Source organism: Micromonospora echinospora (assembly GCF_900091495.1).
GTDB classification, from domain to species: domain Bacteria; phylum Actinomycetota; class Actinomycetes; order Mycobacteriales; family Micromonosporaceae; genus Micromonospora; species Micromonospora echinospora.
Genome location: NZ_LT607413.1, coordinates 3110214 through 3135722, shown reverse-complemented (window position 1 = coordinate 3135722; position 25509 = coordinate 3110214). Strand labels below are relative to the sequence as shown.

Genomic DNA, 25509 nt, shown 5'->3' with positions numbered 1-25509 from the left:
GCATGCGCACAGGACCCAGCCAGGACGAGATCCGCCGGCAGAACCTCGGCGCGCTGCTCCGTTACGTCCACGTGCACGGGGCCACCTCGCGGGCGGAGCTCACCACCGCCCTGGGACTGAACCGCAGCACGATCGGCGCGCTCACCGCCGACCTGGCCGGCGCGGGCCTGGTCAGCGAGGGAGCCCCGAAGGAGACCGGCCGGGCCGGGCGACCCTCGCTGGTCGTCCGGCCCGAGTCGGAGCGGGTCTTCGCGTACGCGTTCAGCGTCGAGGTGGACCGGCTGCGGGCCGCGCGGGTCGGGCTCGGCGGCGAGCTGCTCGACCGCCGGGAACTGCCCCGGCCGCACGGCCCGACGGCGGCGGAGGCCGCCCCGCTGCTCACCGCCATGGTCAAGGAGATGGAGCAGGGCACCCCGTCCGGCGCGGTCTGCGTCGGTGCGGGCGTGGCGGTGGTCGGCATGGTCCGCCGGGACGACGGCCTGGTCCGGTCCAGCCCCACCACCGGGTGGGTCGACGAGCCGCTCGGCGAGCTGCTCCGCGCCGGGCTCGGCACCGGACACCCGGTCGTGGTCGGCAACGTCGCCGACCTGGCGGTCCTCGCCGAACACGTCCGTGGCGTGGCGGTCGGCTGCGACAACGTCGTCTACCTGCACGGCGACGCGGGTGTCGGGGCGGGCATCATCGCCGGTGGGCGACGGGTCACCGGGCACGCCGGCTACGGCGGCGAGGTCGGCCACATGGTGGTCAACCCCGGCGGACAGCCGTGCGGCTGCGGCTCCCGGGGCTGCTGGGAGACCGAGATCGGCGGCCGCGCGCTGCTCCGGGCATCCGGCCGGGACGACGTGGAGGGGCAGGACGCCATCCTGGCCGTGGTGGACCCGGCGGCACGCGGGGACGCCAGCGCCCAGGCGGCGGTCCGTCAGGCCGGCGACTGGCTCGGCTTCGGCGTCGCCAACCTGGTGAACATCCTCAACCCGGAGATGGTCGTCTTCGGCGGCACCATGCGGGACCTCTACCTCGCCGCAGCCGCCCAGGTGCGCAGCCGGCTCAACTCGATGGCGCTGGCCGCCTGCCGGGAGCACGTCCGGCTGCGTACCCCGAAGCTGGGCGACGACGCGCCCCTGATCGGCGCGGCCGAACTGGCCTTCGAGCGGCTCCTCGCCGACCCGCTCGACGTCTGACCGGCGAACCGGCCCCGCCCACTCCCACCGAATCGGGTCACCCCGTTGCCGAGCAGGTCGTGCCGGCCAGCAGAGTTGCCGCGCAGGCGTGGGGCCGAGTGCGGAAGTTCCGTGAACCAATCCACCCGAGGCATCCGTGCCTTTCGTAGACACACGCGTTATGCGGTGTCTGGAGTGGTCCAACGGCAACATCCCACTACAAGGCTTAGGAGCCCAAATGGCAGCTTCGACTCGTATGCGCAAGACGTGGCGACCGGTCGTGGTCGGCGCCCTCGTCCTGGCCGGGCTGGCCACCGCCGCGACGCCGGCAGCGGCAGCGACCAACCGGACCGGACTCTGCAACAAGGGAACCGGCTTCTCGTCGACCCTGGAGTTCCCCTGGCGGGGCGGGTTCACCAGCCATGTGGTGGCGCCGGGCAAGTGCTGGAGCATCGCGCTCACCGCCGGCAGCACCGAGCCGGTCTACGTGTATGCCCACGGCAACGGCGCGAAGGTCTTCCTCGGCTCGAAGACGATCAAGACGGGCGAACACAACGTGTTCCGGACCAAGGGCACCTCGGTCTGGTCGGCCCAGTACTGGTTCTCGCACAGCTGACGGCTGTGACGGCCCCCGCGCACCTCGGGCGGGCGCGGGGGCCGCGCAGGCCCCGGACGTCCCCGACATGCTCGCCGCCTTGGTGGCTCTTCGACGTCGAGCGGGGTTCGGGGCTGGGTTCGGCCCGAGAGTGAAGGCTCCCTGTTCACCGGTGATCGGGCCGGCGGTGGCGGGTGGCGTAGGCACGGACCTTCGCGCGGTTGCCGCAGACCGCCATGCTGCACCAGCGACGCCGGCCACGCGGGTCGAGGAAGAGCCAGCCGCAGTCGTCGCCGGGGCAGGCCCGCACCCGGTGCCGGTCCGCCGTGGTGAGCAGGTCGGCGGCGGCCCGGCCGCAGGCGAGCAGGGGCAGGGCCAGCCCCGCCTCCTCGTCGAGGGTCCACCGCGCGGTCCCGTCCGCGTCGGCGCGGAGCCGGGAACCGGCGGCGGCGCGCTCGGCGACGGCCGCGACGACGTCGAACGCGGCGGTGTCGCCGGGCGTCAGCAGGACGGTGCGCAGGGCGGCCCGCAGCGTCCTCGTCTCGGCCAGCACCCGGTCGGCCGCGTCCGGCTGCTCGTGGGCCGCCGCCCGGAGCCGACGTGCCGTGGCGGCGTCGAGCAGGTGCGCGTGCCCAGCCCAGACGGCGAGCCGGTCGTAGTCGCGCAGCCATTCCCGGTGCGGCGCGGGCGTCTCGTCCCACCCACCCCAGGTGTTGCAGAGCTCCAGTCCACGGTGGCCGGCGAGCAGCACCGGCATGGGGTGACCGTCGACGTCGATCCAGTGCACCCGGCCAGTATGCCTTGACGGGACGCCAACTAACCAGTCAATCTCTGCACACCGGTTATTCAGCCTTTCGCGGTTAGGCGGTGGTGGTGATGCGCAGGCTCGTCTGGACGGCGCTGGTGGGCACGGTCGCGCTCGGTTCCCTCCTGGCGGGGGCACCCGCGTCCGCAGTCGACGGACCGGTCGACGGGGCACGGCCCGGCGGCTACCGGCCGGAGCCCTGGCGCACCTGGGCGCAGGAGGAGTGGACCGCCCCGGCCGGCCGGTACTGCTCCTTCCCGCTCCAGGTGCGGGTGGTCGACCAGGACGTCCGGGTCCGGGTGGTGGCCCGGTACCCCGACGGCGCGGTCCGCCGGGAGGAGTTCGCCGGCCCGCTGGTCGTCGACTTCGTCAACGTCGACACCGGACGGACCGCACGGCGGGACGCAGGCGGCTCCGGTGCCGCCGACCACCGGCCGGACGGCACCTGGTCCCGCTACGCCATCGTCGGCCCCGCCGGCTTCGGCTTCCGGCCCGGGGACCACCACCCCCGGGGCTACTACCTCCTCGACGGGCTGCACGTGATCACGTTCGACGCCGACGGTACCCGTCGACTGACCGTCGCCGTCGGCGAGCAGGAGAACGTCTGCCTGGCCCTGGGCGACTGACCGACGCGGTCCCGACGGCTACCTGGCCGCCCAACCGCCGCCCGCGACACTGCCGGCCGGACCGGTCAGGGGCGGGATCCGTGCCAGGAACGCCAGAGGTCCGCGTACGAGCCGCCCCGGGCGAGCAGGTCGGCGTGCGAGCCGAGTTCGGTGATCCGGCCGTCCTCCACCACCGCCACCCGGTCGGCGTCGTGCGCGGAGAAGAGCCGGTGTGCGATCGCGATCACCGTACGGCCCTCCAGCACGGCCGCGAGCGACCGTTCCAGGTGCCGCGCCGCGCGTGGGTCGATCAGCGAGGTCGCCTCGTCCAGCACCAGGGTGTGCGGGTCGGCCAGCACCAGTCGGGCCAGGGCGAGCTGCTGCGCCTGCGCGGCGGTGAGCGGGTGCCCGCCCGCGCCGACCGGGGTCGCCAGCCCTTCGGGCAGGGCGTCGGCCCAGTCCAGCGCGTCCACGGCGGCCAGCGCCGCACGGACGTCCGCGTCGGTGGCGGTCGGACGGACCATCGCCACGTTCTCCCGCAGCGTGCCGATGAACACGTGGTGTTCCTGCGTGACCAGGGCGACGTGTCGGCGCAGCTCGGCCAGGGGCATCCCGGTCAGGGGCCGCCCGTCCACGGTGACCGAGCCGGTGCCCGGGGCGTGCACGCCGGCCAGGAGCCGACCCAGCGTCGACTTGCCCGCCCCGGACGGACCGACCATGGCCAGCTTCTCCCCCGGTTCCGGGACCAGGGTGACGCCGTGCAGCACGTCCCGCCCCTGGCGGTAGGCGAACGTGACGTCCCGGACGGCGAGTCGACCGTCCCCCGGACGACCGACCGCCCCGCCGGCCGAGGAAGCACCGACCGGGGACGGCTCAGCCGCGGACCCACCCGACAGGGACGGGCCGACCGGATACGCGCCGGCCGGGCTCGTGCCGGTTCCGCCCGACGTGGCCCGGCTCGCGGCCGGTTCGTCGCCGGTGGGCCCGTCCGGGGCGGCCACGCCGAGCAGCCGGGCCAGCGACGCCCCGCCGACCTGGAGTTCGTCCAGCCAGGCGAGCAGCCGGTCGACCGGATCGATGAGCTGCTGCGTGTAGAGGATGGCCGCAGTGACCTGTCCGAGGGTCACCCAGCCCTCCAGGTAGAACCAGCCGCCGACGACCAGGGTCGCCACCACCGGCACCAGGTACCCGATCTCGGTGACCGGGAAGAAGATCGTCCGCAGCCAGAGGGTGTACCGCTCGGCCACGTACGACCGGCGGATGTCGGTGTCGGTGCGGGCCCGGCGGCGTGCCTGCTGCCGCAGCGCCTCGGTGGTCCGCGAACCCTCGACGGCCTCGCTGATCCCGTCGGTGATGTCCGAGTAGGCGGCGTTCTCCCGCAGGTAGCCGGCGGTGGCCCGGCGCAGGTACCAGCGGGTGCCGACGACCAGCACCGGCACCGCGACCAGGCAGGGCAGCACCAGCAACGGGCCGACCAGCAGCAGCGCCCCGAGGACGAACCCGGCGGTGACCACCGCGATCAGGGTCTCGGGCACCGCCAGCCGGACCGTCCGGGACAGCGCGGCCACGTCCCGCGAGGTCCGGGTGAGCAGGTCACCGGTGCCGGCCCGCTCCACGGTGGCCAGCGGCAGGGACAGGATCCGGTCGACGAACTCCTCCCGCAGCGCGGCGAGCACCCGTTCCCCCAGCCGCGCGGAGGCGACGTGCGCGAGGCGCAGCAGCACCGACTGGGCCACCACGAACCCGGCGATGGCCAGCACGATCATGTCGACCGGGGTGCTGCGGTCGCCCTGGGAGACCCCCTCGACCAGGTCGCCGAGCAGGCGTGGCCCGGCCAGCCCGGCCGCCGCGGCCGACGCGTGCAGGGCGAGGGCGCCGGCCAACGCGCCCGGATGGCGTCGGGCCAGGGTGCGGGCGTACCGGCGGACCTGCGCCGCGTCCGCGACCGGCAGGGCGGTGGCCATCAGCTCTCCCCCCGGCTGACCGTCGCGGCGTACCGGGGCTCGGTGCCGAGCAGATCCTCGTGCCGGCCCTCGGCGACCACCTTGCCGTCCTCCACGACGACCACGTGGTCGGCCTGCCGGAGCACCAGCGGGCTGGTGGTGCAGACCAGCGTGGTCCGGCCGGCCCGGACCGGCCCGAGGCGGGACGCGATCCGTGCCTCGGTGTGCGCGTCCACCGCGCTGGTCGGCTCCACCAGCAGCAGGATCTCCGGGTCGGCGACCAGCGCCCGGGCCAGTCGCAGGCGCTGCTGCTGGCCACCGGAGAACTCCCGGCCCCGCTCGGCCACCGGGCTGTCCAGCCCCTCCGGCAGCGCCGCCACGATGTCGGTCGCGCTCGCCGCCGCCAGCGCCGCCGTGATCGTGGCGTCGTCGGCGACGTCGTGCGGGTCCAGCTCGGCGCGGAGCACGCCGGTGAAGAGATGCGCGTCGTTGTCGGCCACCAGGATCCGCTCCCGCACCGTCGCCAGCGCCACGTCCCGCAGCGGTACGCCGTCCAGCGTCGCGTCCGAGTCCACGTACCGGCCGAGCCGGTCGGTGATCGCGACGGCGTCGGCCGGATCGGCGGCGACCAGCGCGGTGAGCCGGCCGGGGCGGACCACCACCCCGGACTCGGGGTCGACCAGCTCCCCCGGTCCGCCGGGCAGCGGCACCGGGCGGGCCGGGTCGGTCAGCTCCGGGGTCAGCCGGAGCAGGTCGACCACCCGACGGGCCGCCACGTGCCCCCGGGTCAACTGGTCGACCGTCTCGGTGATCGTCCGCAGCGGGGTGACCAGGAACGCGGTGTAGCCGTAGAAGGCGACGAGCTGGCCGGCGCTGATCTCGCCGCGCAGCGCGAACCGGGCTCCGAGCCAGGTGACCAGGGCGAGGAAGAGGCCGGGCAGCAGGATCTGCACCGCCGCCAGCAGCGAGTCAACCCGGGCCACCCGTACCCCCTCGGCGCGCAGCGCCTGGGACTCGGCCCGGTAGCGGGCCGCGACCACCTGCTCGCCGCCCACGCCCCGCAGCACCCGCAGCCCGCGCACGATGTCCCCGACCCGGGTGGTCAGTTTGCCCTCCTGGTCACGGTAGGTGCGCTGCCGGCGGTGCAGCGGCCGGATGAGCAGCGCGACCGTCGCCATCAGCACCGGCACGCCGAGCACCACCACCAGGCCGAGCGGCAGTGACGCGGTCAGCAGGATCACCGTGATGGTGACGAGGGCGACCACCGCGCCGCTGCCCCGGGCCAGGATCTCCATCGCGGAGCCGATCTGCCCGATGTCCGACGTGCCGATGCTGACCACCTCACCGGCGGCGACCCGCCGGGGCAGGGTGGCGCCGAGCCGGTTCGCCGCCTCGACGGTGAGCTGCACGGTGCGGTACGCGGCGGCGAGCCAGTTGTACACCGCGCAGCGGTGCCGCAGGACGCCCGCGACGGCCTGGAGCACCCCGAGCCCGAGCAGCACCAGCCCCCAGGTGACCAGCGCGTCGGGGTCACGCGCGGTGAGGCCGGCGTCGATCGCCTTTCCGATCGCCGCCGGGGCGAGCGCCTGGGCCACCATCCACACGACGCCGAGCGCGACCCCGGCGACCAGGGTGGGACGGCTCTGGTTGGCCAGCCAGACCAGGAAGCGGGTGGCCGACCGGGAGTCGGGGATGCCGGGATCGCCGGCCGGTAGGGAACGCATGACAGGACGAACGTATGCGACGGACACGGAACGCGCCCGTCACGTCACCCACCGGAAGGTCGGCGTGTCAGCGATCGACCTGCGTGAAGTCCCAGGAGTGGGCGGGCCGGGCGAGCAGCGTCGGCGGCGGTTCGGGCATCGAGCGGGGCGTGTTGCGCCACTTCGAGATGACCACCACCCGGTGGTCGGTGGAGGTGAAGACCTCGCTGGACACGTGCAGCGGGTCGTGGCCGAACTCCGGCAGCGCGATGTCGCAGACCCAGGCCAGCAGGTCGTCGAAGCCGTACGGCTCGGCGCGGGCCTCCCACATCCGTACGATCACGTCGACCGCCCCCTGCCTCCGCCTCGCCCCCGGGCTCCGCTGCCCCGTCTCGCCTCGTTCGCGAAGGTTACCCGCTCACCCTGGTCAGCGGCATGGCCGAATCGGCGGGCAGGTCGAGACGGCTCGGCGCGACCCCGGCGGCGACCAGGTGCGAGCCGAGCGCGGCGACCATCGCGCCGTTGTCCGTGCACAGCTGCGGCCGGGGCACCCGGACCCGGACACCGTGCCTGGCCGCGCGGTGCTCGGCCATCGCCCGCAACCGCGAGTTGGCGGCCACTCCCCCACCGACGACCAGCGTCTCCACGCCGTGCGACCGGCACGCGTCGAGCGCCTTGGTGACCAGCACGTCGCAGACCGCCTCCTGGAACGACGCCGCCACGTCGGCGACCGGCACCGGTTCGCCGGCCCGCTGCCGGGCCTCCACCCAGCGGGCCACCGCCGTCTTCAGCCCGGAGAAGGAGAAGTCGTACCGGTGCGCGGCGAGGTCCTTGGCGGCGGTGAGGCCACGCGGGAAGGCGATCGCTGCCGGGTCGCCGGCCCGGGCCTCCCGGTCGACGTACGGGCCGCCGGGGAAGGGCAGGCCGAGCAGGCGGGCCACCTTGTCGAACGCCTCACCGGCCGCGTCGTCGATGGTCGCGCCGAGCGGCGTGACGCCCCGGGCCAGGTCGTCGACGAGCAGCAGGGAGGAGTGCCCGCCGGAGACCAGCAGGGCGACCGCCGGTTCGGGCAGCGGACCGTGCTCCAGGGTGTCCACGGCGACGTGCGCGGCGAGGTGGTTCACCCCGTACACCGGCTTCTCGGCGGCCAGCGCGTAACCCTTGGCGGCGGCCACGCCGACCAGCAGCGCGCCGGCCAGGCCGGGACCGGAGGTCACCGCGATCGCGTCGATGTCGGCGAGGGTCACCCCGGCCTCGGCGAGCGCCCGGTCCATGGTGGGCACGATCGCCTCCAGGTGGGCGCGGCTGGCCACCTCGGGGACCACGCCACCGAAGCGGGCGTGCTGTTCCACGCTGGAGGCGAGCGCGTCGGCCAGCAGGGTGTGGCCCCGCACGATGCCCACGCCGGTCTCGTCGCAGGAGGTCTCGATGCCGAGGATCAGCGGTTCGTCAGCCATCGTGTGTCGTCAGTCCCTGCTGCTCGTCAGTCTCTGGTGCGCCGCATGACCAGCGCGTCGGTGTTGGTCGGCTGGTAGTAGCCGCGCCGGATGCCGACCGGCTCGAAGTCGTACCCGGCGTAGAGCTTCTGGGCCGGGGCGTTGTCCACCGCGACCTCCAGCAGCACGTCCCGGACGCCCCGCGTGTCGGCCTCGGCGAGCAGCGCCTCCAGCAGGGCCCGGCCGACCCCGCGCCGCTGGGCGTTCCGCCGGACCGCGATGTTCTGCACCCACGCCTCGTCCGGGCCCGCCACGGCGAGCCCGGCGTAGCCGAGCACCTCGCCGCCCTCGGTGCCGGTGCCGGCGGCCGGATCGGGGTCGGTGGCGACCAGGTAGTGGTGCCGGTTTGCCAGCTCGTTCCAGAACATCGCCGCCGACCACTGCTCGACGCCGAAGAGGTCGGCCTCGATCGGCAGCACCGCGTCGATGTGCCACCAGCGGAACCGGTCGACGCGGACGGTTCCCGGCCGTCCCCCCGCCGGACCGCCTGCGGTCACGGCAGCACCGACTTGCGGGCGGTGGCCGCCACCGCGTCCGGTCGGCGCAGGTAGAGCGGGGTGAGGCGTTCGCCGGGCGCGGCGGTGAGGATCCGCTCGGCGGCCAGCCCGGCCAGGGCGGCGGCCGACGGGTAGCGGGGTTCCTCCCGCAGCGGCAGGCCGAGCACGTCGGCGTAGCGGTGCGCGCCGTCGCCGACCATGGCGGTGGCCCCGAGGTCACGGGCCCGCTCGGCGACGAGGGCCGGCACGTCGACGTCCGGACCGGCGATCCGCTCGCCCGCCCCGTCGTACACCGCCCAGTAGACCTCCCGGCGACGCGCGTCGCTGGCGGCCAGCACCGGTTCACCGGCGGCGGCCGGGTGACCGACCGCGTCCAGGGAGCAGACGCCGTACGTCGGCACGCCGAGCACCTGCCCCATGGTGGCGGCGGTGACCAGCCCGACCCGCAGCCCGGTGAACGGCCCGGGACCGAGCCCGGCGACGATCGCGCCCAGGTCGGCGGGACGGGCGCCCACCTCGGCGAGGACCGCCGCAACCTGCGGCGCGAGCAGCTCGCCGTGGGCGCGGGCGTCGACCGTGCGCCGCTCCGCCCGGAGCGTGACGCCGTCCGCCGCGATCTCCGCCAGCGCGGCGGTCACCGCCGGGGTCGAGGAGTCCACCACCAGTACGAGCACGTGCCCACCCTAACCGGGCACACCGCCGGCCCTCCGCCGAGTCGGCCCCGACCCACGCCTCCACTGGTCGGGCTGCCCAGCGGCGGCACGGTCACCGGCCGGGCGCGTTCCTCGTCGCCCGGCCCGTGGACGGCCGGCGAGGGACGCGGCCCGGTGGACAGCGTCGGCTCAGCCCGCCGACCGCTCCCAGTCGACGGTGGGCAGGCCGGCGTCGGCGAGGGCCTTGTTCGCCGCGCTGAACGGGCGGCTGCCCAGGAAGCCGCGCGGGTTCATCGGGCTCGGGTGCCCGGCCTCCAGCACCACGTGCTGCGGGTTGGTCACCAGCGCCGCCTTCTTGCGGGCGTAGCCGCCCCAGAGCAGGAAGACCACCCGGTGGTCCAGCGCGTCGAGGGCCCGGATGGTGGCGTCGGTGAACTCCTCCCACCCCTTGTTGCCGTGCGATCCCGGCGTCGCCTGGCGGACGGTCAGCACCGCGTTGAGCAGCAGCACCCCCTGCGCCGCCCAGCCGTCGAGGTTGCCGCTGCGCGGCTTCGGCACGCCGAGGTCCTCGACCATCTCCTTGAAGACGTTGCGCAGCGACGGCGGCACGCTCACCCCGTCCCGCACGCTGAAGCTCAGCCCGTGCGCCTGCCCGGCCTTGTGGTACGGGTCCTGGCCGAGGATCAGCACCCGGCAGTCCTGCGGAGCGCAGAGACGGTACGCCGAGAAAAGGTCCTCGACCGGCGGGAAGACCGTCTGGGTGGCGTACTCCCGGGCGACGAACTCGCCGAGCGCGGCCGTGCGGGCCGGATCGAGGTGCGGCGCCAGCACGCTTCGCCACCCCTCCGGCAGCAGGTCCATCAGGTCCAGGGTCGGCACGTCCTCGGGCATGGGCCACCTTTCCGTCCAGCGGTCGGCTCTGTCGACCGCGCGGGGTCGGCTACTTCCTACCAGCCCGGCCCGACAGTCCTCCGGACGGGCGCTCCGCACCGGGTCGCAGCCCCGGAGCAGCCGGCCCCGGAGCAGCCGGCCCCGGTGGTGGCACGGTCGCACTACGCTGCGGCCACCTCACGAAAGGACACTTGATGCGCAAGACCCTGCTGCCGTTCCTGGTCCTCGCCCTGGCGACCGGGCTGGCCTGCGGTTCCGGTGGCGACACCACCCCCGACGACGAGGCGGTCGCGACCCCCGCCCAGGGCCTGGACAGCCCTGCCGCCGACGTCACCGACCCGGTCCCGGCGGCCACCACCGAGCCCGCCCCGGCCACGGTCAAACCGCTGACCTGCAAGCAGCTACAGACCGCGTCGCTGGGCAACGCGGCCCAGCCGTACAACGGCTACCGGGACCCGATCCCGCTGGTCGACGGCATGTGGTCCGGTGAGGACGGGGTGGTCGTCCGGTTGCAGGCGCCCTGCGCGATCGGCGAACTGACCGGCGACAAGGCCGCCGACGCGGTGGTGCCGGTGCTGATGGACGGCGGCGGCACGGGCAAGTTCTGGCAGCTCGCGATGTTCCGCAACGTCGACGGCCGGCCGGCGTACCTGACCATGGTCGAGATCGGGGACCGCACCCCGATCGAGAAGGTGGCGATCAGTGCCGGGCGGGCGAGGGTGGAGTACCTGAAGCGCCCCGACGACCCGTCGTCGACGGTGGACGTGGTCCGCCGTACCTCCGTGTACGAGCTCGACGGGAACAACCTCGTGGAGATCGGCTACTTCGACGACCCCGCCTGAGCCGTCCCGCCGCGTGGGTGGGGTCACCGTCCCGGCGGCCGGCCCCACCCGACCACGCTTCCGCGACCTGCCGCGCCGACCGGTACCGGCACCCGTCAGCCGCCCGGTCCCCGGATCAGGCGGACAGGGCCCTCAGCCGGATGGGCCAGTCGCCGCCCACCGGGACCAGCTCGGCGGTGCGGGTGTCGTCGTCGTGGCGGTCGAGCCGGACGTGCAGGTGCGACTCGGTCAGGTGCTCGGCCAGGCCCTCGCCCCACTCGACCACCGTCACGGAGTCGTCCAGCGAGGCGTCCAGGTCGAGGTCGTCGATCTCGGCGCGCGGATCGGTGGCGTCGCCCAGGCGGTACGCGTCGGCGTGCACCAAGCCCACGCCGCCGCGCGCCGGATCCGGCCGGTGCGCCCGGGCGATCACGAAGGTCGGCGAGGTGACGTCGCCGAGCACGCCGAGGCCCGCGCCGATGCCCTGGGTGAGCGCGGTCTTGCCGGCCCCGAGCGGCCCGGTGAGCAGCACCAGGTCACCGGCGCGGAGCACCCCAGCGAGCCGGCGGCCGAAGGCGTGCGTGTCGGCCAGGGTGGGCAGCTCCACGACGACCGACACCGTTCCTCCACCGCGCACACCGCTCAAAGTCGCTCCAGGAAGTCCGTCAGGGCGGCGTTGACCTCGTCCGCGTGCTCCAGCATGACCACGTGCCCGCTGTCCGGGATCCGGACGAACTCGGCGTGCGGCAGCCGGCGCACGATCTCCTCCGAGTGGGTCACCGGCGTGATCATGTCCTTCTCCCCGGCCACCACGAGCACCGGGGTGCCGGCCAGTGCGGCGAGCGCCGGGTAGCGGGCGTGGGTCGCCAGGGTACGCAGGTATCGGGTGACCGTGTCGGCCGAGGTACGGGAGTTCATCTCCTCCACGTACGACACCAGGGCCGGGCTCGGCTTCGGGGTGCCGAAGCCGTACCGGCGGGTGAGCAGCCAGGCCACGTTGGAGGTGGACCGGCGGGCCCGGTCGATGATCGTTCCGCCGTACCGGGTGGTGGTGTTGACCATGTAGAGCACCGGCGGGCCGACCCGGCCGAGCAGGGCCGGGGCGACCAGCTTGGTCTCGGCGAGCAGTCCACCGGAGGTGGCCATCAGCACGGTGCCGACCACCCGGTCGCCGAACATCTCCGGGTACAGCTCGGCGAACGCCATGATGGTCATGCCGCCCATCGAGTGCCCGACCAGCACCAGTGGCCCGTCCGGGGTGGTCCGGTCGATGACCCGGCGCAGGGCGTGGCCGAGCGCGGTGAGGTCGTACTCGCCGGTCTCCAGCTTGCCGGAGCGGCCGTGGCCGGGCTGGTCGTACGCGACGACCCGATGCTCGCCCCGCTCGGCGAGCAGCTTGCGCTGGAAGTGGAAGGTCCCCATGTCCAGGCAGAACCCGTGCACCAGGACGACGGTGGGCCGCCCGGGGGCCGGACGGGTCGGCTCGACCACCTCCACGTGCAGGTCGGTGCCGTCGGGCAGTTCCATCCGGAACGACTCGTCGTACCGCGGTTGGCCGAAGACCTCGTCGGCGTACCGGTCGGTGGGGTCGGCCTTGTACCGGCGGACCAGGGCCCGTTCGGTGGCCACTCCCGCCGCGAGCCCGGCGGCGGCCACCCCGACGGCCGCGCCGACCAGGCCGGCGACCTTCCCGGCGGCGGTACGCGGCCGGGGCACCCGGTCGAGCAGGGGGGTCATGTCCGCTCGCCGTCGTACACCCGGGCGACCCGGCAGCCGCCGAACCGGGTGACGATCTCGTAGTTGATGGTGCCGACCGCCTCGGCCCAGTCGTCGGCGGTGGGCTCGCCGTCGACGCCGCTGCCGAAGAGGACCGCGACGTCGCCCGCCGCCACCGGGTCGTCGCCGCAGTCGATCATGATCTGGTCCATGCAGACCCGACCGGCGATGGTCCGGTTCCGCCCGGCGAGCCGGACCGGGCCGACGTTCGAGGCGTGCCGGGGCACCCCGTCGGCGTAGCCGACGGGCACCAGGGCCAGCGTGGTCTCCCGCTCGGTGGTGTAGGTGTGGCCGTAGGAGACGCCCGTGCCGGCCGGGACCCGTTTGGCGAGCGTCACCCGCGCCCGGGCGGTCATGGCGGGACGCAGGCCGTGCCGCTCGCCGGCCACCGGGGAGAGCCCGTAGACCGCCAGACCGGGACGGACCAGGTCGAAGTGGGTGTCGGGGCGGGTCAGGGTGGCCGCCGAGTTGGCCAGGTGCCGTTGCCGGGGGCGCAGTCCGGCCCGCTCGACCATGGCCAGCGCCTCGTGGAAGACCGCGATCTGCCGGTCGATGGTCGGGTGCCCGGGCAGGTCGGCGTAGGCGAAGTGGCTCCACACGCCGACCACCTCGACCAGGCCGTCGGCCTGAGCCTTGGCGGCGGCCTCCAGGAGCGCCGGCCAGTCGGCGACGGTCGCGCCGTTGCGGGAGAGCCCGGTGTCGATCTTCAGGTGCAGCCGGGCCGGACGCTCCGCCCGCCGGGCCGCGACGATCATCTCGTCGAGCTGGCCCTCGCTGGCGGCGGAGAGGTCGACGTCGGCCGCCACCCCCTCGTGCAGCGGCAGCCCGGGGCTGAGCAGCCAGGCCAGCACCGGCGCGGTGATCCCGGCCCGGCGCAGGGTGAGCGCCTCGTCCAGGGTGCAGACCCCGAGCCAGTCCGCCCCGGCGTCGAGCGCCGCGCGGGCCGCCGGGAGCATGCCGTGCCCGTACCCGTCGGCCTTGACCACCGCCATCAACTCCGCGCTGGTGCCGGAGCGCAGCCGCGTCACGTTCTCCCGGATGGCGTCAAGATCAACCCGTACCTCGGCCTGCCACATGGCCCCAGCCTACTGACCACGGTGATCGGCGCCCTCCAGCGCCGCTGAAGGTTTTCCGGACGACCCGCCCTACGCCGCCGGTCGGGCGCCGCGCTCGCGGGTCGCCGCCGGTCAGCCCAGCCCGGCCAGGACCGGCCGGAGCGCGGCGGCCACGTCGGTCGCGGTCACCGGCCCGTGCCGGGCCGCCTCCCGGCCGGCCAGCCCGTGCAGGTACGCGGCCAGCGCGGCGGCCCGCTCGGCCGGCAGCCCGGCGGCGAGCAGCGAGCCGAGCAGACCGGCCAGCACGTCGCCGGTGCCGCCGGTGGCCAGGACCGGGGTGCCGGTCGGGTTGACGTAGGCGCGTCCGGCCGGCGTGCCGACCACCGTACGGCTCCCCTTGAGCAGCACCACCGCGTTCATCCAGGCGGCCAGGCGCAGCGTCGCGGCGACCCGGTCCGCCCCCGGCTCCTCCCCGCAGAGCCGGGCGTACTCCCGGTCGTGCGGGGTCACCACGATCGGGGCGTCCCGCCCGCGCAACCGGTCGGCCATCGAACCGTCCACCAGCATGGTCAACGCGTCCGCGTCGAGCACCACCGGCACCGGCGCGGCGAGCACGGTACGCAGTTCGGCGACGGCCTCCGCGCCGGTGCCGAGCCCCGAACCGCAGACCCACGCCTGCACCCGCCCGGCGTCGGCCACCCGCCCGGTGGCGATCACCGACGGATGGTGGCGCAGCACCTCGGCGGCGGCGCTGCCGGCGTACCGGACCAGGCCGGTCGGGCCGGCGAGCGCCCCGGCGACGGAGAGCACCGCCGCGCCCGGGTAGGTCGCCGATCCGGTGGCCAACCCCACCACGCCCCGGTTGTACTTCTCCGATGCGGGACCGAGCCGGGGCCAGCCGTCGACCACGTCCGTCACTTCGGTGACGTGCAGTGCCGGAGTAGCGCGCAGCCAGGGCCCCAGACCGATGTCGACCAACTCGACCTGGCCGGCGTACGCCGCCGCCTCCCCCACCACCAGAGCCGGCTTGAGCGCGCCGAAGGTCACCGTCACGTCGGCGCGCAGCGCGCCCGGCCGGCCGTCGCTGTCGTGCGGCACGTGACCGGTGTCGACCGCGACCCCGCTGGGCACGTCCACCGCGACCACGGTGGCCCGCCCGCCGTCCCGGCCACGGACCTCCCCGAGCCGCGCCACCAGCCGCGCCACCGACTCCCGGAGCCCGCCGCTCCCACCGATCCCGACGATGCCGTCGAGCACCAGGTCGGCCCGGGCCGGCAGCTTGGCGACGGTCCGGCCACCGGCGGCCCGCAGCGCGGCGAGCCCGTCGGCGTGCGCCCGCCCGGGGCTGAGCAGCAGCGCCTCGACCGCGGCGCCCCGGCGGGCCAGGTGCGCCCCGGCGAGGAGGGCGTCGCCGCCGTTGTCGCCGCTGCCGACCAGCAGCAGCACCCGCCCGCCGTACACCCCGCCCCGGTCGGCGAGGAGCAGCGCGCAGCGCCGGGCCAGCCCGGCGGCGGCCCGCGCCATCAGGGCGCCTGTCGGCAGCGTCGCCATCAGGCCCGCCTCCGCCGCCCGTACGTCACCGACCCGCCACACCGGCCTCATGCCCACCCCATCCTGTCGGCCCGATCGGCCCACGTCCGCCCCGCGACATCGACGGCGACGGTCACCGACCCACCCTAACGGCGCGGAGGGTAGCCGCCGGCCTCCCTGCGGGCAATCCCTGTGGACAGAACGCGGATCCGTCCCGCGCCGGTTGTCCACAGCCGGTTCCACGACCGTTCCGCCAGCCCTAGCGTCGGCGGCACAGGCGGGTCGTCGAGCGGGAGGTGCGTGGTGGACGAAGAACGTGGATCGGGCGGGCCGCCGCTGACCGTCGACCTGCCGGCGTTGCGCACCACCGCCGCCCGGCTCGCCGACGAGGCGTACCCGCTGGGACACGGGCTGGCCGGGGTGCCCGGGCTGACGGTGCCCGCGCCCCACTGGCGCAGCGCACGGGCACTGTCCGACCTGGAGTCGGCGGTGCACGCCTGGTTCGGGGCGCTCGGCGCCCGGCTGGCCGACACCGCCACGGCGGTCCGCACCGCCGCCGACCGCTACGCCGCGACCGACGAGCGGGCGGTCCGGCGACTGCCCACCCCGGGCCGGTGAGCGGCTATGCCCGGCTCTGGACGACCGACCCGGCGACCTGGGAGCGGGCCGGCGTCGCCTGGCGGGGTGCCGGCGCCCTGGTGGACCGCCGGGCCGCCGGGCTCTCGGCCGGGGCCACCGGACTCCGGGACGCCTGGGCCGGCGCCGCCGCCGGGGCGGCCGGTGACCGGCTCACCGGGATCCGGTCCGAACTGGTCTCGGTCTCCCCGGTGCCGATCGAGGTGGACCAGATTCTCGCCGAGTTCGCCGCCCGGCTCCGACGGGCGCGGGCCCGACTGGCCGACGCGGTGACCCGGATCGACGCGGCGGGGCTCGGGATCGACCGGGACGGGCGGGTCACCATGCCCGCCACCGCACCCGGTCAGCGCGGTGCGACCGTGGGTCGGGAGGGTGGGCCGACCGCGGGTCGGGTCACCCGGCCGGCGGACCGGGCCGCCGAGGCGGCGCGCCTCTCGGCGGAGGTCGGCGACGCGCTCGCCCTGGCCGAGGCGGCCGACCGGGAGGCGACCGCCCGGCTCGGCGCGCTGACCACCGCCGCGCGCGCCGGTTGGGTGACGCCGCCGCCGACGTACCGGCCGCCGCCGGAGGCCGACCCGGCGCTGGTCCGGCGCTGGTGGGCCGGGCTGACCCCGGCCCAGCGCCGCTGGCTGGTGGTGCACGAGCCGGCCCGGGTCGGACGGCTGGACGGGGTGCCCGCGACCGCCCGGGACCAGGCGAACCGGCTCCTTTTCGAGGACCACCGGGAACGGCTCCTGGCCCGGCGGCGGGAGCTGCTGCGCCGGGTTCGGCGAGGACCGGCGGAACTGGCCGGGGTGGCCCGGCTCGACGCCACGCTGGCCGGACTCGCCACCCTCGCCGACCGGCTGGCCGCGCCGGGCACGGCCGACGCGCCACGGGCGTACCTGCTCGGGCTGGACCCGGCCGGCGACGGGCGGGCGGTGGTCGCGCTCGGCAACCCGGACCGCGCCGACCGGGTGCTCACCTATGTGCCGGGGATGACCGCCGACCTGGCCGACGCCGACGGCGAACTGGGTCGCGCGGCCCGGGTGGCGGCCCGCGCCACCGCGCTCGACCCGGGCGGGGAGACCTCGGCGGTGCTCTGGCTGGACTACGACGCCCCGGACTTCGTCCACGAGGCGTACCGGGCCCGGCAGGCCGAGGACGCCGCCGCCGGGCTGCACCGCTTCCAGGAGGGGCTGCGCCTCACCCACGAGGGGCCGCCGGGCCGGCAAACCGTCCTCGGGCACAGCTACGGTTCGCTGGTGGTGGGCACCGCCGCCCGGGAACACGGCCTGGCCGCCGACGCCCTGGTCTTCGTCGGTTCCCCGGGTGTCGGCGTGGACCACGCGGCCGACCTGCGCCTGCCGCCCGGTCAGGTCTGGGCGAGCACCGCCACCGACGACGTCATCGGCCTGGTCCGGCCGCCGGTCGAGCTGGCCGGGCGGGCGGCGGTCGGGGCGGCTCTGCCCTGGTTGGCCGGGGACGTGGTCGGACGGCCCGACGACGACCTCTGGTTCGGCCGCGACCCGACCGACCCGGGTTTCGGCGGACGGGTCTTCCCGAGCGGCCGGTACGGCCACACCGGTTACTGGGAGCCGGCGAACCCGGCCCTGGACGGCATGGCCCGCATCGTGGTGGGACGCTGACGGCCCCCTCCCGCAGCGGAAGGGGGCCGGACGACAGCGCGATCTCCTGGCAGGTCGCCGGAGCCGCCTCAGGTCGGGGGACGTCCGGTCACCCGGACGGCCGGAACGAGGTGGTGACTACTCGACGGTGACCGACTTGGCCAGGTTGCGCGGCTGGTCGACGTCGTGGCCCCGGGCGGCGGCGATCTCGGCGGCGAGCACCTGCAACGGCACGGTGGTGACCAGCGGGGCCAGCAGCGTCGGGGTGCGCGGCACGTAAATCAGGTGGTCGGCGTACGGGACGACGGCCTGGTCGCCCTCCTCGGCGATCACGATGGTCCGGGCCCCCCGGGCACGGACCTCCTGGATGTTCGAGACGACCTTGTCGTGCAGCATGCCCCGGCCCACCGGCGACGGGACGATGCAGATCACCGGGGTGCCCTTGTCGATCAGCGCGATCGGGCCGTGCTTCAGCTCACCGGCGGCGAATCCCTCGGCGTGCATGTACGCCAGTTCCTTGAGCTTGAGCGCGCCCTCCAGGGCCACCGGGTAGCCGACGTGCCGGCCGATGAAGAGCACGGTCGGCTCGGCCTTCAGGTCGCGGGCCAGCTCCCGGACCGGCTCGATCCGGTCCAGCAGCTCGCGCAGTTTGCCGGGCATCTGGTGGAGCTGGTCCACCACGGCGGCCACCTCGTCGGCGAACTTGACCCCGCGCACCTGGGCCAGGTGCAGGCCGATCAGGTAGCAGGCGACGAGCTGGGTAAGGAACGCCTTGGTGGAGGCGACCGCGATCTCCGGGCCGCCGTGGGTGTAGAGCACGGCGTCGGACTCACGCGGGATGGTGGACCCGTTGGTGTTGCAGATGGCCAGCACCCGGGCCTTCTGCTCCTTGGCGTGCCGCAGCGCCATCAGGGTGTCCATGGTCTCGCCGGACTGCGAGATCACCACGATCAGCGTGGACCGGTCGAGGACCGGGTCGCGGTACCGGAACTCGCTGGCCAGCTCCACCTCGCAGGGGATCCGGGTCCAGTGCTCGATGGCGTACTTCGCGACCAGACCGGAGTGGTAGGCGGTGCCGCAGGCCACGATGAAGATCTTGTCGACGTCGCGGAGGTCCTGGTCGCTGAGGCGTACCTCGTCGAGCATGATCTCGCCGGTCTCGGTGAGCCGGCCGAGCAGCGTGTCGGCGACCGCCTGCGGCTGCTCCTCGATCTCCTTGAGCATGAACCAGTCGTAGCCGCCCTTCTCGGCGGCGGAGGAGTCCCAGTCGATGTGGAAGTCCTTGCCGCTGGCCGGCTGCCCGTCGAAGTCGGTGATCTCGATGCTGTCCGGGGTGATCAGGACGATCTGGTCCTGCCCCAGCTCGACCGCCTCCCGGGTGTGCTCGATGAACGCGGCGACGTCGCTGGCCAGGTAGTTCTCCCCGTCGCCCCGGCCGACCACGAGGGGCGAGTTGCGCCGCGCGCCGACCACCGCACCGGGCACCCGGGCGTCCACGGCGAGCAGCGTGAACGCCCCCTCCAGCCGCTGGCAGACCGCCCGCATCGCGGCGACGAGGAGCTGCGGCCCGTCCGGCTCGCCGGCGGCGCGCAGCTCGGCCAGCGCGGCGGAGAGCAGGTGGGCAGCGCACTCGGTGTCGGTGTCGCTGAGGAAGGTGACCCCGTCGTCCTCCAGCTCGGCGCGGAGCTTGGCGAAGTTCTCGATGATGCCGTTGTGGATCACCGCCACCCCGTTGTCCGGGGAGAGGTGCGGGTGGGCGTTACGGTCGGTCGGGCCGCCGTGGGTGGCCCAGCGGGTGTGGCCGATGCCGGTGGTGCCGTCGCCGATGCCGACCTCCCGGCAACCGGTCGGGTCCGCGCTGATCCGCTCGGCCAGGACCTTCTCCAGGTTGGCCAGCTTGCCGGCCTTCTTCTCGGTCAGCAGCTCGTCCGCGCAGACGACGGCGACGCCCGCCGAGTCGTAGCCGCGGTACTCCAGCCGCCGCAGCCCGTCGAGCACGATGCCGAGCGCCGGGCGCGCACCGGCGTAACCCACGATTCCACACATGAACCGCAGCCTAACCCAGCTTCACTCACCACGCCTGCTCGGAACTGGGGTTATCGCTCACCGAACTTGAGCGATCGGACTCCATCCCGGGACATCCGTGACGAAAACCCCGCCCCCGGCAGGCCAGGCATGGACACGGGCCACCCGGGGAACAGGGCCGACGCCGCAGGCGAATCGGGGGACGTGAGGTGCCGGCGACAGCCCGTAGGCTGGCCGACGTGACGACGACCACGAATGCCGACGTGCCCACGGATCCACTGGTGGCCCGGATGCGTCCGTTCGGCACCACCATCTTCGCCGAGATGTCCGCGCTGGCGGTGCGGACCGGCGCGGTCAACCTCGGGCAGGGCTTCCCGGACAGCGACGGCCCTCCGGAGATGCTCGCCGCCGCCGTCGAGGCGGTGCGCGGCGGCCAGAACCAGTACCCGCCCGGTCCGGGCATCCCGGCGCTGCGCACCGCGATCGCGGCCCACCAGCGCCGCTTCTGGGCACTGGAGTACGACCCGGACGGCGAGATCGTGGTCACCGCCGGTGCCACCGAGGCGATCGCGGCGGCGATCCTCGCCCTCTGCGAGCCCGGTGACGAGGTGGTCTGCTTCGAGCCCTACTACGACTCGTACGCGGCGTCGATCGCGCTGGCCGGGGCGGTCCGCCGGCCGGTGACCCTACGTCCGGACGCCGACGGCCGGTACGCCTTCGACCCGGACGCGCTGCGCGCCGCGTTCGGTCCCCGTACCCGGCTGGTCCTGCTCAACTCCCCGCACAACCCCACCGGAAAGGTCTTCACCCCGGACGAGCTGCGCCTGGTCGCCGAGCTGTGCCAGGAACACGGCGCGTACGCGGTGACCGACGAGGTCTACGAACACCTGGTCTTCACCGGCACCGGGCACGTCCCGCTGGCCACCCTGCCCGGCATGCGCGAGCGCACCCTGCGGATCTCCTCGGCCGGCAAGACGTTCTCCTGCACCGGCTGGAAGATCGGCTGGGCGAGCGGCCCGGCGGGGCTGGTCTCCGCGCTGCTCCGGGTGAAGCAGTTCCTCACCTTCGTCAACGCCGCGCCGCTGCAACCGGCGGTCGCGGTGGCGCTGGCCCTGCCGGACAGCTACTACACGGGGTTCGCCGAGGACCTGCGGCAGCGCCGGGACCAGCTCGTCGGCGGGCTCGCCGGGGCCGGATTCGACGTGCTCACCCCGGAGGGGACGTACTTCGTCACCGCCGACATCACCCCGCTGGGCGGGACGGACGGCGTCGAGTTCTGCCGCTCCCTGCCGGAGCGCTGCGGCGTGGTGGCGGTCCCGACCCAGGTCTTCTACGACGACGTGGCCGCCGGCCGCCCGTTGATCCGGTTCGCCTTCTGCAAGCGTCCGGAGGCGCTCACCGAGGCGGTCGCCCGGCTGCGCACCCTCGCCACCTTGGCCACCTAGGGCCTCGGAGGGCCCGGTGACCGACCCGGACTGCGGTATGTCGGGGCTTCCGACCCCGTCGGACACCCCGACATACCGCGTCCCGAGTGGATCGAAGGCGGGGCCGGTCAGGCCGTGGGGCTGGCGGTGCGGACCTCGGCGGCGATGCGCTCGGCGACCTCCTGGGCGACCTGCTCGGTGGCGGCCTCGACCATCACCCGCACCAGCGGCTCCGTGCCGGAGGGTCGCAGCAGCACCCGGCCGGTCTCGCCCAGCTCCGCCTCGGCCCGTTCGACCTCGGCGAGCACCGCCGGCGCGCCCGCGCCGACCGTCCGGTCGCCGACCGGCACGTTGATCAGCACCTGCGGCAGCCGGTTCACCACCGAGGCCAGCTCGGCCAGGCTGCGGCCGGTGGCGGCCATCCGGGACATCAGGTGCAGCCCGGTGAGCACGCCGTCGCCGGTGGTCGCGTACGCGGGCATGACGATGTGGCCGCTCTGCTCCCCGCCGAGGGCGAGCCCGGAGGCGCGCAGCTCCTCCAGGACGTACCGGTCGCCGACCTTGGTCTCGATCAGCCGGATGCCCTCGGCGGACATCGCCAGGCGCAGGCCGAGGTTGCTCATCACCGTGGCGACCAGGGTGTCCTCGGTGAGGGTGCCGGCGTCGCGCATGGCCAGCGCGAGGATCGCCATGATCTGGTCGCCGTCCACCTCGTCGCCGTCGGCGCTGACCGCCACACAGCGGTCGGCGTCGCCGTCGTGGGCGATGCCCAGGTGCGCGCCGTGCTCGACGACGGCGGCACGCAGCGCGTCGATGTGGTTCGAGCCGCACTCGTCGTTGATGTTGAGCCCGTCCGGCTCGGCGTTGATCGCGACGACCTCGGCGCCCGCCTCGCGGTAGGCGACCGGCGCCACGTCGGAGGCGGCCCCGTTGGCGCAGTCGACGACGACCTTGATGCCGTCGAGCCGGTGCGGCACCGTGCCGATCAGGTGCTGCACGTAGTGGTCGGCCCCGTCGAGCAGGTCGTGCACCCGGCCGATGCCGGCACCGACGGGCCGGTCCCAGGCGGTGGTGGCGTTCGCCTCGATCGCGCCCTCGATCTGGATCTCGATGTCGTCCGGCAGCTTGTGCCCACCGGCCGCGAAGAGCTTGATGCCGTTGTCCGGCATCGGGTTGTGCGACGCGGAGAGCATCACGCCCAGGTCGGCCTTGGCCTCGGCGGTCAGGTACGCCACCGCCGGGGTGGGCAGCACGCCGACCCGGACGACGTTGGCCCCGGCGCTGGTCAGCCCGGCCACCACCGCGGCCTCCAGCATCTCGCCGCTGGCCCGCGGGTCCCGCCCGACGACGGCCAGCGGCGGGTGGCTGCGGTCCGACTCGGCGAGCGTGTGCGCGGCGGCCACCGCCACCGCCAGTGCCAGCTCGGGTGTGAGGTCGACGTTCGCCCGCCCGCGTACGCCATCCGTGCCGAACAACCGACCCATACCCGCCAACCTCCAGAAAAAACGGTCACTGCCAGAGAGAACTGGTGGAGAAAGCGGAACGGCCGGCCCACCTCCCCGGGATCGAGGGGAGGCGGACCGGCCGTCCGTCAGACGTACAAGGTGGAAACGCTGGTCAGCGCTTCGAGTACTGCGGCGCCTTGCGGGCCTTCTTGAGACCGTACTTCTTGCTCTCCTTGACGCGGGCGTCACGGGTGAGGAAGCCGGCCTTCTTCAGCGCCGGACGGTCGTCCGGCTCGCTGACGATCAGCGCCCGGGCGATGGCCAGCCGCAGCGCGCCGGCCTGGCCGGTGGTGCCGCCGCCCCGCAGGTTGGCGATCACGTCGAAGGCCTCGGGCTTCTCGGCGGTGACCAGCGGGTCCTTGATGAGCTGCTGGTGCACCTTGCTCGGGAAGTAGGCCTCGAGGTCCCGGCCGTTGCAGGTGATCTTGCCGCTACCGGGGACGATGCGCACCCGGACGATGGCCTCCTTGCGGCGGCCCACGGTCTGGATGGGGCGGTCACCACGGGGCGCGCGGGCGACGGGCGCCGGCGCCTCGGTGGCGTCGACGCCAACCTCGGTCTCGGTGATGTCGGTCATGCTGATTCCTTCGCCCGCGCTCACTGCGCGATCTGCTTGATCTCGAACGGCACCGGCTGCTGCGCGGCGTGCGGGTGCTCGGCGCCGGCGTAGACCTTCAGCTTCTTGATCAGCTGACGGCCGAGCTTGTTGTGCGGCAGCATGCCCTTGACGGCCAGCTCGATGGCGCGCTCCGGACGCTTGGTCAGCAGCTCGTCGTAACCGACCTGCTTCAGACCACCCGGGTAGCCGGAGTGGCGGTAGGCGATCTTCTGCTGCCGCTTGTTGCCGGTCAGCGCAACCTTGCCGGCGTTGACGATGACGACGAAGTCGCCCGTGTCGACGTGCGGCGCGAAAGTCGGCTTGTGCTTACCACGCAGCAACGTGGCGGCGTGGGTGGCCAGGCGGCCCAGCACGACATCAGAGGCGTCGATGACGTGCCACTGACGCTCGATCTCACCCGGCTTCGGGCTGTACGTACGCACAGGTCTACCTTGTCTCGTCGTCGGTCTGGGGTCGCGCGCCGAGGTGACCAGGGGTTCCGGGCCGGACCAGCGCGCACGAACGACCAAGCGTACCTGAAGCGGTACGCCGCTGAATGTCGTACAACAGCAGGCAACGATACCCGGCGGCCGGCACGCGGGTCAAAACGGGGTCGGCGCCGCGCGCCGGCTCGCGGGGACGTGGCATGAATCACACTTCGGCGAGTCGCCCGGCTCCCGGCCGCAGGTAGACCAGCCAGGTCACCAGCAGGCACACCGCGTAGTAGCCGATGAACGCCAGGTATGCGGCGTCCGCGCTCTGCCAGGTCAGGAACGACTGCCGGAAGGCGATGTTCACCAGCAGCCCACCGGAGGCCCCCACCGCCCCGGCGATGCCGATCAGCGCCCCGGTCAGCCGCCGCGCCCGGCGGTCGGCCTCCGCCACGTCCCACCGACCGGCGGCCACCCCGGCCGCGGCCCGGGACCGGAAGATCGCCGGGATCATCTTGTACGTCGAGCCGTTGCCGATCCCGCTGGTCACGAAGAGGGCCAGGAACCCGGTCAGGTAGAGCGGGAGCGACCGCTCGCGGGCCGCGTAGAGCACCAGCGCCGCGCCGCCGGCCATCGCGGCGAAGTTCCAGAAGGTCACCCGGGCCCCGCCGTACCGGTCGGCGAGGTGGCCGCCGACCGGCCGGATCAAGGAGCCCACCAGCGGGCCGAGGAAGGTCAACCAGGCCGCGTCGACCGGGGTGGCGAAGCGGTCGGCGAACTCGATCTGGAGCACCTGGCCGAAGGCGAAGCCGAAACCGATGAACGAGCCGAAGGTGCCGACGTAGAGCAGGGACATCACCCAGGTGTGCGACTCGCGGGCGGCCTCGCGCAGCGCCCCCGGCTCGTTGCGCGCCGCCGGCACGTTGTCCAACCACCGGGCCGCGGCCAGCGCCGCCAGCACGATCAGCGGCAGGTAGACCGCCGGCACCAGCCGGGGGTACGCCGCCCCGGCGGTGGCCAGCACCGCCAGCCCGACGAGCTGCACCGCCGGTACGCCCAGATTTCCACCCCCGGCGTTGAGGCCCAGCGCCTTACCCTTGAGCCGCTCCGGGAAGAAGAGATTGATGTTCGCCATCGAGGAGGCGAAGTTGCCGCCACCCACGCCGGTGAGGCAGGCCAGCACCATCAGCGTGGAGTACGACACGCCCGGTTCGAGCAGCACCGCCATCGGCACCGCCGGCACGAGCAGCAGCAGCGCGCTGGCGATCGTCCAGTTCCGCCCGCCGAAGCGGGCCACCGCCAGCGTGTACGGCAGCCGCAGCGTCGCCCCCAACGCCGCCGGCACGGCGGTGAGCAGGAACTTCCCGGCCGGGTCGATGCCGTACTCGGGGCCGAGGAAGAGCACGGTCACCGACCAGAGGCTCCACACCGAGAAGCCCACGTGCTCGGCGAAGATCGACACCCACAGGTTGCGGCGGGCGACCCGCGCCCCGGTGGTGCGCCAGAACTCCGGGTCCTCCGGCCGCCAGTCGTCGAGCCGGTGCCGGCGGCCCGGCCTCGCGGCGGTGTCGGTGACCGGCGCGGTGGAGAGGATGCTCACGCCACGGCTCCTTCTCGTCTCGGGGCGGGACGAGGGGAACGCTAGACGGCAGCGGTTACCCGTCAATGCCCGTCCCGCGTCGCCCTGGATACGGGCGGCGCACGGCCGGTCCGGAGCCGCCGTGAGGGAAGGCCGTCCCGGACGACGCCCCTG

Annotated in this window: 24 protein-coding genes; 7 read left to right on the top strand and 17 right to left on the bottom strand. The window is 74.4% G+C overall.

The window, feature by feature from the left end; all coding sequences use genetic code 11:
* Nucleotides 1-2 precede the first annotated feature (2 nt).
* Nucleotides 3-1181, top strand: a complete 1179-nt coding sequence (locus tag GA0070618_RS14550; protein WP_088982114.1) for an ROK family protein — start codon at nt 3-5, stop codon at nt 1179-1181.
* A gap of 217 nt (nt 1182-1398) precedes the next feature.
* Nucleotides 1399-1776 (top strand): hypothetical protein, encoded by a 378-nt coding sequence (locus GA0070618_RS14545; protein WP_143740247.1) that lies wholly within the window; start codon nt 1399-1401, stop codon nt 1774-1776.
* A gap of 145 nt (nt 1777-1921) precedes the next feature.
* On the opposite strand, the gene GA0070618_RS14540 is transcribed toward GA0070618_RS14545, so the two are convergent.
* Nucleotides 1922-2542: a CGNR zinc finger domain-containing protein gene (locus GA0070618_RS14540; protein ID WP_088982112.1), complete on the bottom strand. Its 621-nt coding sequence runs from the start codon at nt 2540-2542 to the stop codon at nt 1922-1924.
* 89 nt (nt 2543-2631) lie between these two features.
* Here GA0070618_RS14540 and GA0070618_RS14535 point away from each other — a divergent pair, with 89 nt between their 5' ends.
* Entirely contained in the window at nt 2632-3186 is a 555-nt protein-coding gene (locus GA0070618_RS14535; protein WP_143740246.1) for a hypothetical protein, read from the top strand.
* 65 nt (nt 3187-3251) lie between these two features.
* Here GA0070618_RS14535 and GA0070618_RS14530 read toward each other — a convergent pair whose 3' ends face one another.
* The 7 genes from GA0070618_RS14530 to ung all read right to left on the bottom strand — a co-directional run bounded on the left by GA0070618_RS14530 (nt 3252) and on the right by ung (nt 10348).
* Entirely contained in the window at nt 3252-5129 is a 1878-nt protein-coding gene (locus GA0070618_RS14530; protein WP_088982110.1) for an ABC transporter ATP-binding protein, read from the bottom strand.
* A complete protein-coding gene (locus GA0070618_RS14525; RefSeq protein WP_088982109.1) occupies nt 5129-6832 on the bottom strand; it encodes an ABC transporter transmembrane domain-containing protein in 1704 nt (567 codons plus the stop codon). Before GA0070618_RS14525 ends, GA0070618_RS14530 begins: the two co-directional genes overlap by 1 nt.
* Before the next feature lie 67 nt (nt 6833-6899).
* Nucleotides 6900-7154 (bottom strand): hypothetical protein, encoded by a 255-nt coding sequence (locus GA0070618_RS14520; RefSeq protein WP_088982108.1) that lies wholly within the window; start codon nt 7152-7154, stop codon nt 6900-6902.
* Between the two features lie 67 nt (nt 7155-7221).
* Nucleotides 7222-8268 (bottom strand): tRNA (adenosine(37)-N6)-threonylcarbamoyltransferase complex transferase subunit TsaD, encoded by a 1047-nt coding sequence (gene tsaD, locus GA0070618_RS14515; RefSeq protein WP_088982107.1) that lies wholly within the window; start codon nt 8266-8268, stop codon nt 7222-7224.
* 26 nt (nt 8269-8294) lie between these two features.
* Complete coding sequence (gene rimI / locus GA0070618_RS14510) at nt 8295-8804, bottom strand: ribosomal protein S18-alanine N-acetyltransferase (RefSeq protein WP_088982106.1); 510 nt, start codon at nt 8802-8804, stop codon at nt 8295-8297.
* On the bottom strand, nt 8801-9478 hold the full coding sequence (gene tsaB, locus GA0070618_RS14505) for a tRNA (adenosine(37)-N6)-threonylcarbamoyltransferase complex dimerization subunit type 1 TsaB (protein ID WP_088982105.1): 678 nt from the start codon (nt 9476-9478) through the stop codon (nt 8801-8803). Before tsaB ends, rimI begins: the two co-directional genes overlap by 4 nt.
* Nucleotides 9479-9646: 168 nt before the next feature.
* Nucleotides 9647-10348, bottom strand: a complete 702-nt coding sequence (gene ung, locus GA0070618_RS14500) for a uracil-DNA glycosylase (RefSeq protein WP_088982104.1) — start codon at nt 10346-10348, stop codon at nt 9647-9649.
* 194 nt (nt 10349-10542) lie between these two features.
* Here ung and GA0070618_RS14495 point away from each other — a divergent pair, with 194 nt between their 5' ends.
* Nucleotides 10543-11190, top strand: coding sequence for a hypothetical protein (locus GA0070618_RS14495; RefSeq protein WP_088982103.1), 648 nt, complete (start codon nt 10543-10545; stop codon nt 11188-11190).
* A gap of 115 nt (nt 11191-11305) precedes the next feature.
* On the opposite strand, the gene tsaE is transcribed toward GA0070618_RS14495, so the two are convergent.
* The 4 genes from tsaE to GA0070618_RS14475 form a co-directional block, all read right to left on the bottom strand.
* Nucleotides 11306-11788 (bottom strand): tRNA (adenosine(37)-N6)-threonylcarbamoyltransferase complex ATPase subunit type 1 TsaE, encoded by a 483-nt coding sequence (gene tsaE, locus GA0070618_RS14490; RefSeq protein ID WP_088982102.1) that lies wholly within the window; start codon nt 11786-11788, stop codon nt 11306-11308.
* 23 nt (nt 11789-11811) lie between these two features.
* A complete protein-coding gene (locus tag GA0070618_RS14485; protein ID WP_088982101.1) occupies nt 11812-12906 on the bottom strand; it encodes an alpha/beta fold hydrolase in 1095 nt (364 codons plus the stop codon).
* Nucleotides 12903-14021 carry an alanine racemase gene (gene alr / locus GA0070618_RS14480; RefSeq protein ID WP_088982100.1) on the bottom strand — a complete coding sequence of 373 codons (1119 nt, stop codon included), beginning with the start codon at nt 14019-14021 and terminating at the stop codon, nt 12903-12905. Before alr ends, GA0070618_RS14485 begins: the two co-directional genes overlap by 4 nt.
* Before the next feature lie 111 nt (nt 14022-14132).
* Entirely contained in the window at nt 14133-15602 is a 1470-nt protein-coding gene (locus tag GA0070618_RS14475) for an NAD(P)H-hydrate dehydratase (protein ID WP_088982099.1), read from the bottom strand.
* Nucleotides 15603-15833: 231 nt separating this feature from the next.
* Here GA0070618_RS14475 and GA0070618_RS14470 point away from each other — a divergent pair, with 231 nt between their 5' ends.
* Both GA0070618_RS14470 and GA0070618_RS14465 read left to right on the top strand, forming a co-directional pair.
* The gene (locus GA0070618_RS14470) at nt 15834-16148 is read left to right on the top strand and encodes a hypothetical protein (RefSeq protein ID WP_231931738.1); all 315 of its coding nucleotides are present in this window, start codon (nt 15834-15836) and stop codon (nt 16146-16148) included.
* Nucleotides 16145-17794, top strand: coding sequence for an alpha/beta hydrolase (locus GA0070618_RS14465; protein WP_088982098.1), 1650 nt, complete (start codon nt 16145-16147; stop codon nt 17792-17794). The genes GA0070618_RS14470 and GA0070618_RS14465 overlap by 4 nt, the downstream gene beginning before the upstream one ends.
* A 117-nt stretch (nt 17795-17911) precedes the next feature.
* On the opposite strand, the gene glmS is transcribed toward GA0070618_RS14465, so the two are convergent.
* The gene (glmS, locus tag GA0070618_RS14460) at nt 17912-19819 is read right to left on the bottom strand and encodes a glutamine--fructose-6-phosphate transaminase (isomerizing) (protein WP_088982097.1); all 1908 of its coding nucleotides are present in this window, start codon (nt 19817-19819) and stop codon (nt 17912-17914) included.
* Between the two features lie 209 nt (nt 19820-20028).
* Here glmS and GA0070618_RS14455 point away from each other — a divergent pair, with 209 nt between their 5' ends.
* A complete protein-coding gene (locus tag GA0070618_RS14455; RefSeq protein ID WP_088985526.1) occupies nt 20029-21243 on the top strand; it encodes a pyridoxal phosphate-dependent aminotransferase in 1215 nt (404 codons plus the stop codon).
* Between the two features lie 107 nt (nt 21244-21350).
* Here GA0070618_RS14455 and glmM read toward each other — a convergent pair whose 3' ends face one another.
* The 4 genes from glmM to GA0070618_RS14435 form a co-directional block, all read right to left on the bottom strand.
* Nucleotides 21351-22706 carry a phosphoglucosamine mutase gene (glmM, locus tag GA0070618_RS14450; protein ID WP_088982096.1) on the bottom strand — a complete coding sequence of 452 codons (1356 nt, stop codon included), beginning with the start codon at nt 22704-22706 and terminating at the stop codon, nt 21351-21353.
* 133 nt (nt 22707-22839) lie between these two features.
* Nucleotides 22840-23304: a 30S ribosomal protein S9 gene (gene rpsI, locus GA0070618_RS14445; RefSeq protein ID WP_088982095.1), complete on the bottom strand. Its 465-nt coding sequence runs from the start codon at nt 23302-23304 to the stop codon at nt 22840-22842.
* Between the two features lie 20 nt (nt 23305-23324).
* On the bottom strand, nt 23325-23768 hold the full coding sequence (gene rplM, locus GA0070618_RS14440; RefSeq protein WP_088982094.1) for a 50S ribosomal protein L13: 444 nt from the start codon (nt 23766-23768) through the stop codon (nt 23325-23327).
* A 208-nt stretch (nt 23769-23976) separates the two neighbouring features.
* Nucleotides 23977-25356, bottom strand: a complete 1380-nt coding sequence (locus GA0070618_RS14435) for an MFS transporter (protein WP_088982093.1) — start codon at nt 25354-25356, stop codon at nt 23977-23979.
* Nucleotides 25357-25509: the final 153 nt, after the last annotated feature.

Bases quoted from the DNA above. Each gene is read 5' to 3' on its own strand.
- glmM (WP_088982096.1), bottom strand. From the start codon at position 22,706: ATGGGTCGGTTGTTCGGCACGGATGGCGTACGCGGGCGGGCGAACGTC.
- GA0070618_RS14545 (WP_143740247.1), top strand. From the start codon at position 1,399: ATGGCAGCTTCGACTCGTATGCGCAAGACGTGGCGACCGGTCGTGGTC.
- GA0070618_RS14530 (WP_088982110.1), bottom strand. From the start codon at position 5,129: ATGGCCACCGCCCTGCCGGTCGCGGACGCGGCGCAGGTCCGCCGGTAC.
- tsaD (WP_088982107.1), bottom strand. From the start codon at position 8,268: ATGGCTGACGAACCGCTGATCCTCGGCATCGAGACCTCCTGCGACGAG.
- GA0070618_RS14525 (WP_088982109.1), bottom strand. From the start codon at position 6,832: ATGCGTTCCCTACCGGCCGGCGATCCCGGCATCCCCGACTCCCGGTCG.
- GA0070618_RS14485 (WP_088982101.1), bottom strand. From the start codon at position 12,906: ATGACCCCCCTGCTCGACCGGGTGCCCCGGCCGCGTACCGCCGCCGGG.
- GA0070618_RS14495 (WP_088982103.1), top strand. From the start codon at position 10,543: ATGCGCAAGACCCTGCTGCCGTTCCTGGTCCTCGCCCTGGCGACCGGG.
- rpsI (WP_088982095.1), bottom strand. From the start codon at position 23,304: ATGACCGACATCACCGAGACCGAGGTTGGCGTCGACGCCACCGAGGCG.
- GA0070618_RS14550 (WP_088982114.1), top strand. From the start codon at position 3: ATGCGCACAGGACCCAGCCAGGACGAGATCCGCCGGCAGAACCTCGGC.
- alr (WP_088982100.1), bottom strand. From the start codon at position 14,021: ATGTGGCAGGCCGAGGTACGGGTTGATCTTGACGCCATCCGGGAGAAC.
- GA0070618_RS14475 (WP_088982099.1), bottom strand. From the start codon at position 15,602: ATGAGGCCGGTGTGGCGGGTCGGTGACGTACGGGCGGCGGAGGCGGGC.
- ung (WP_088982104.1), bottom strand. From the start codon at position 10,348: ATGCCCGAGGACGTGCCGACCCTGGACCTGATGGACCTGCTGCCGGAG.
- GA0070618_RS14535 (WP_143740246.1), top strand. From the start codon at position 2,632: ATGCGCAGGCTCGTCTGGACGGCGCTGGTGGGCACGGTCGCGCTCGGT.
- glmS (WP_088982097.1), bottom strand. From the start codon at position 19,819: ATGTGTGGAATCGTGGGTTACGCCGGTGCGCGCCCGGCGCTCGGCATC.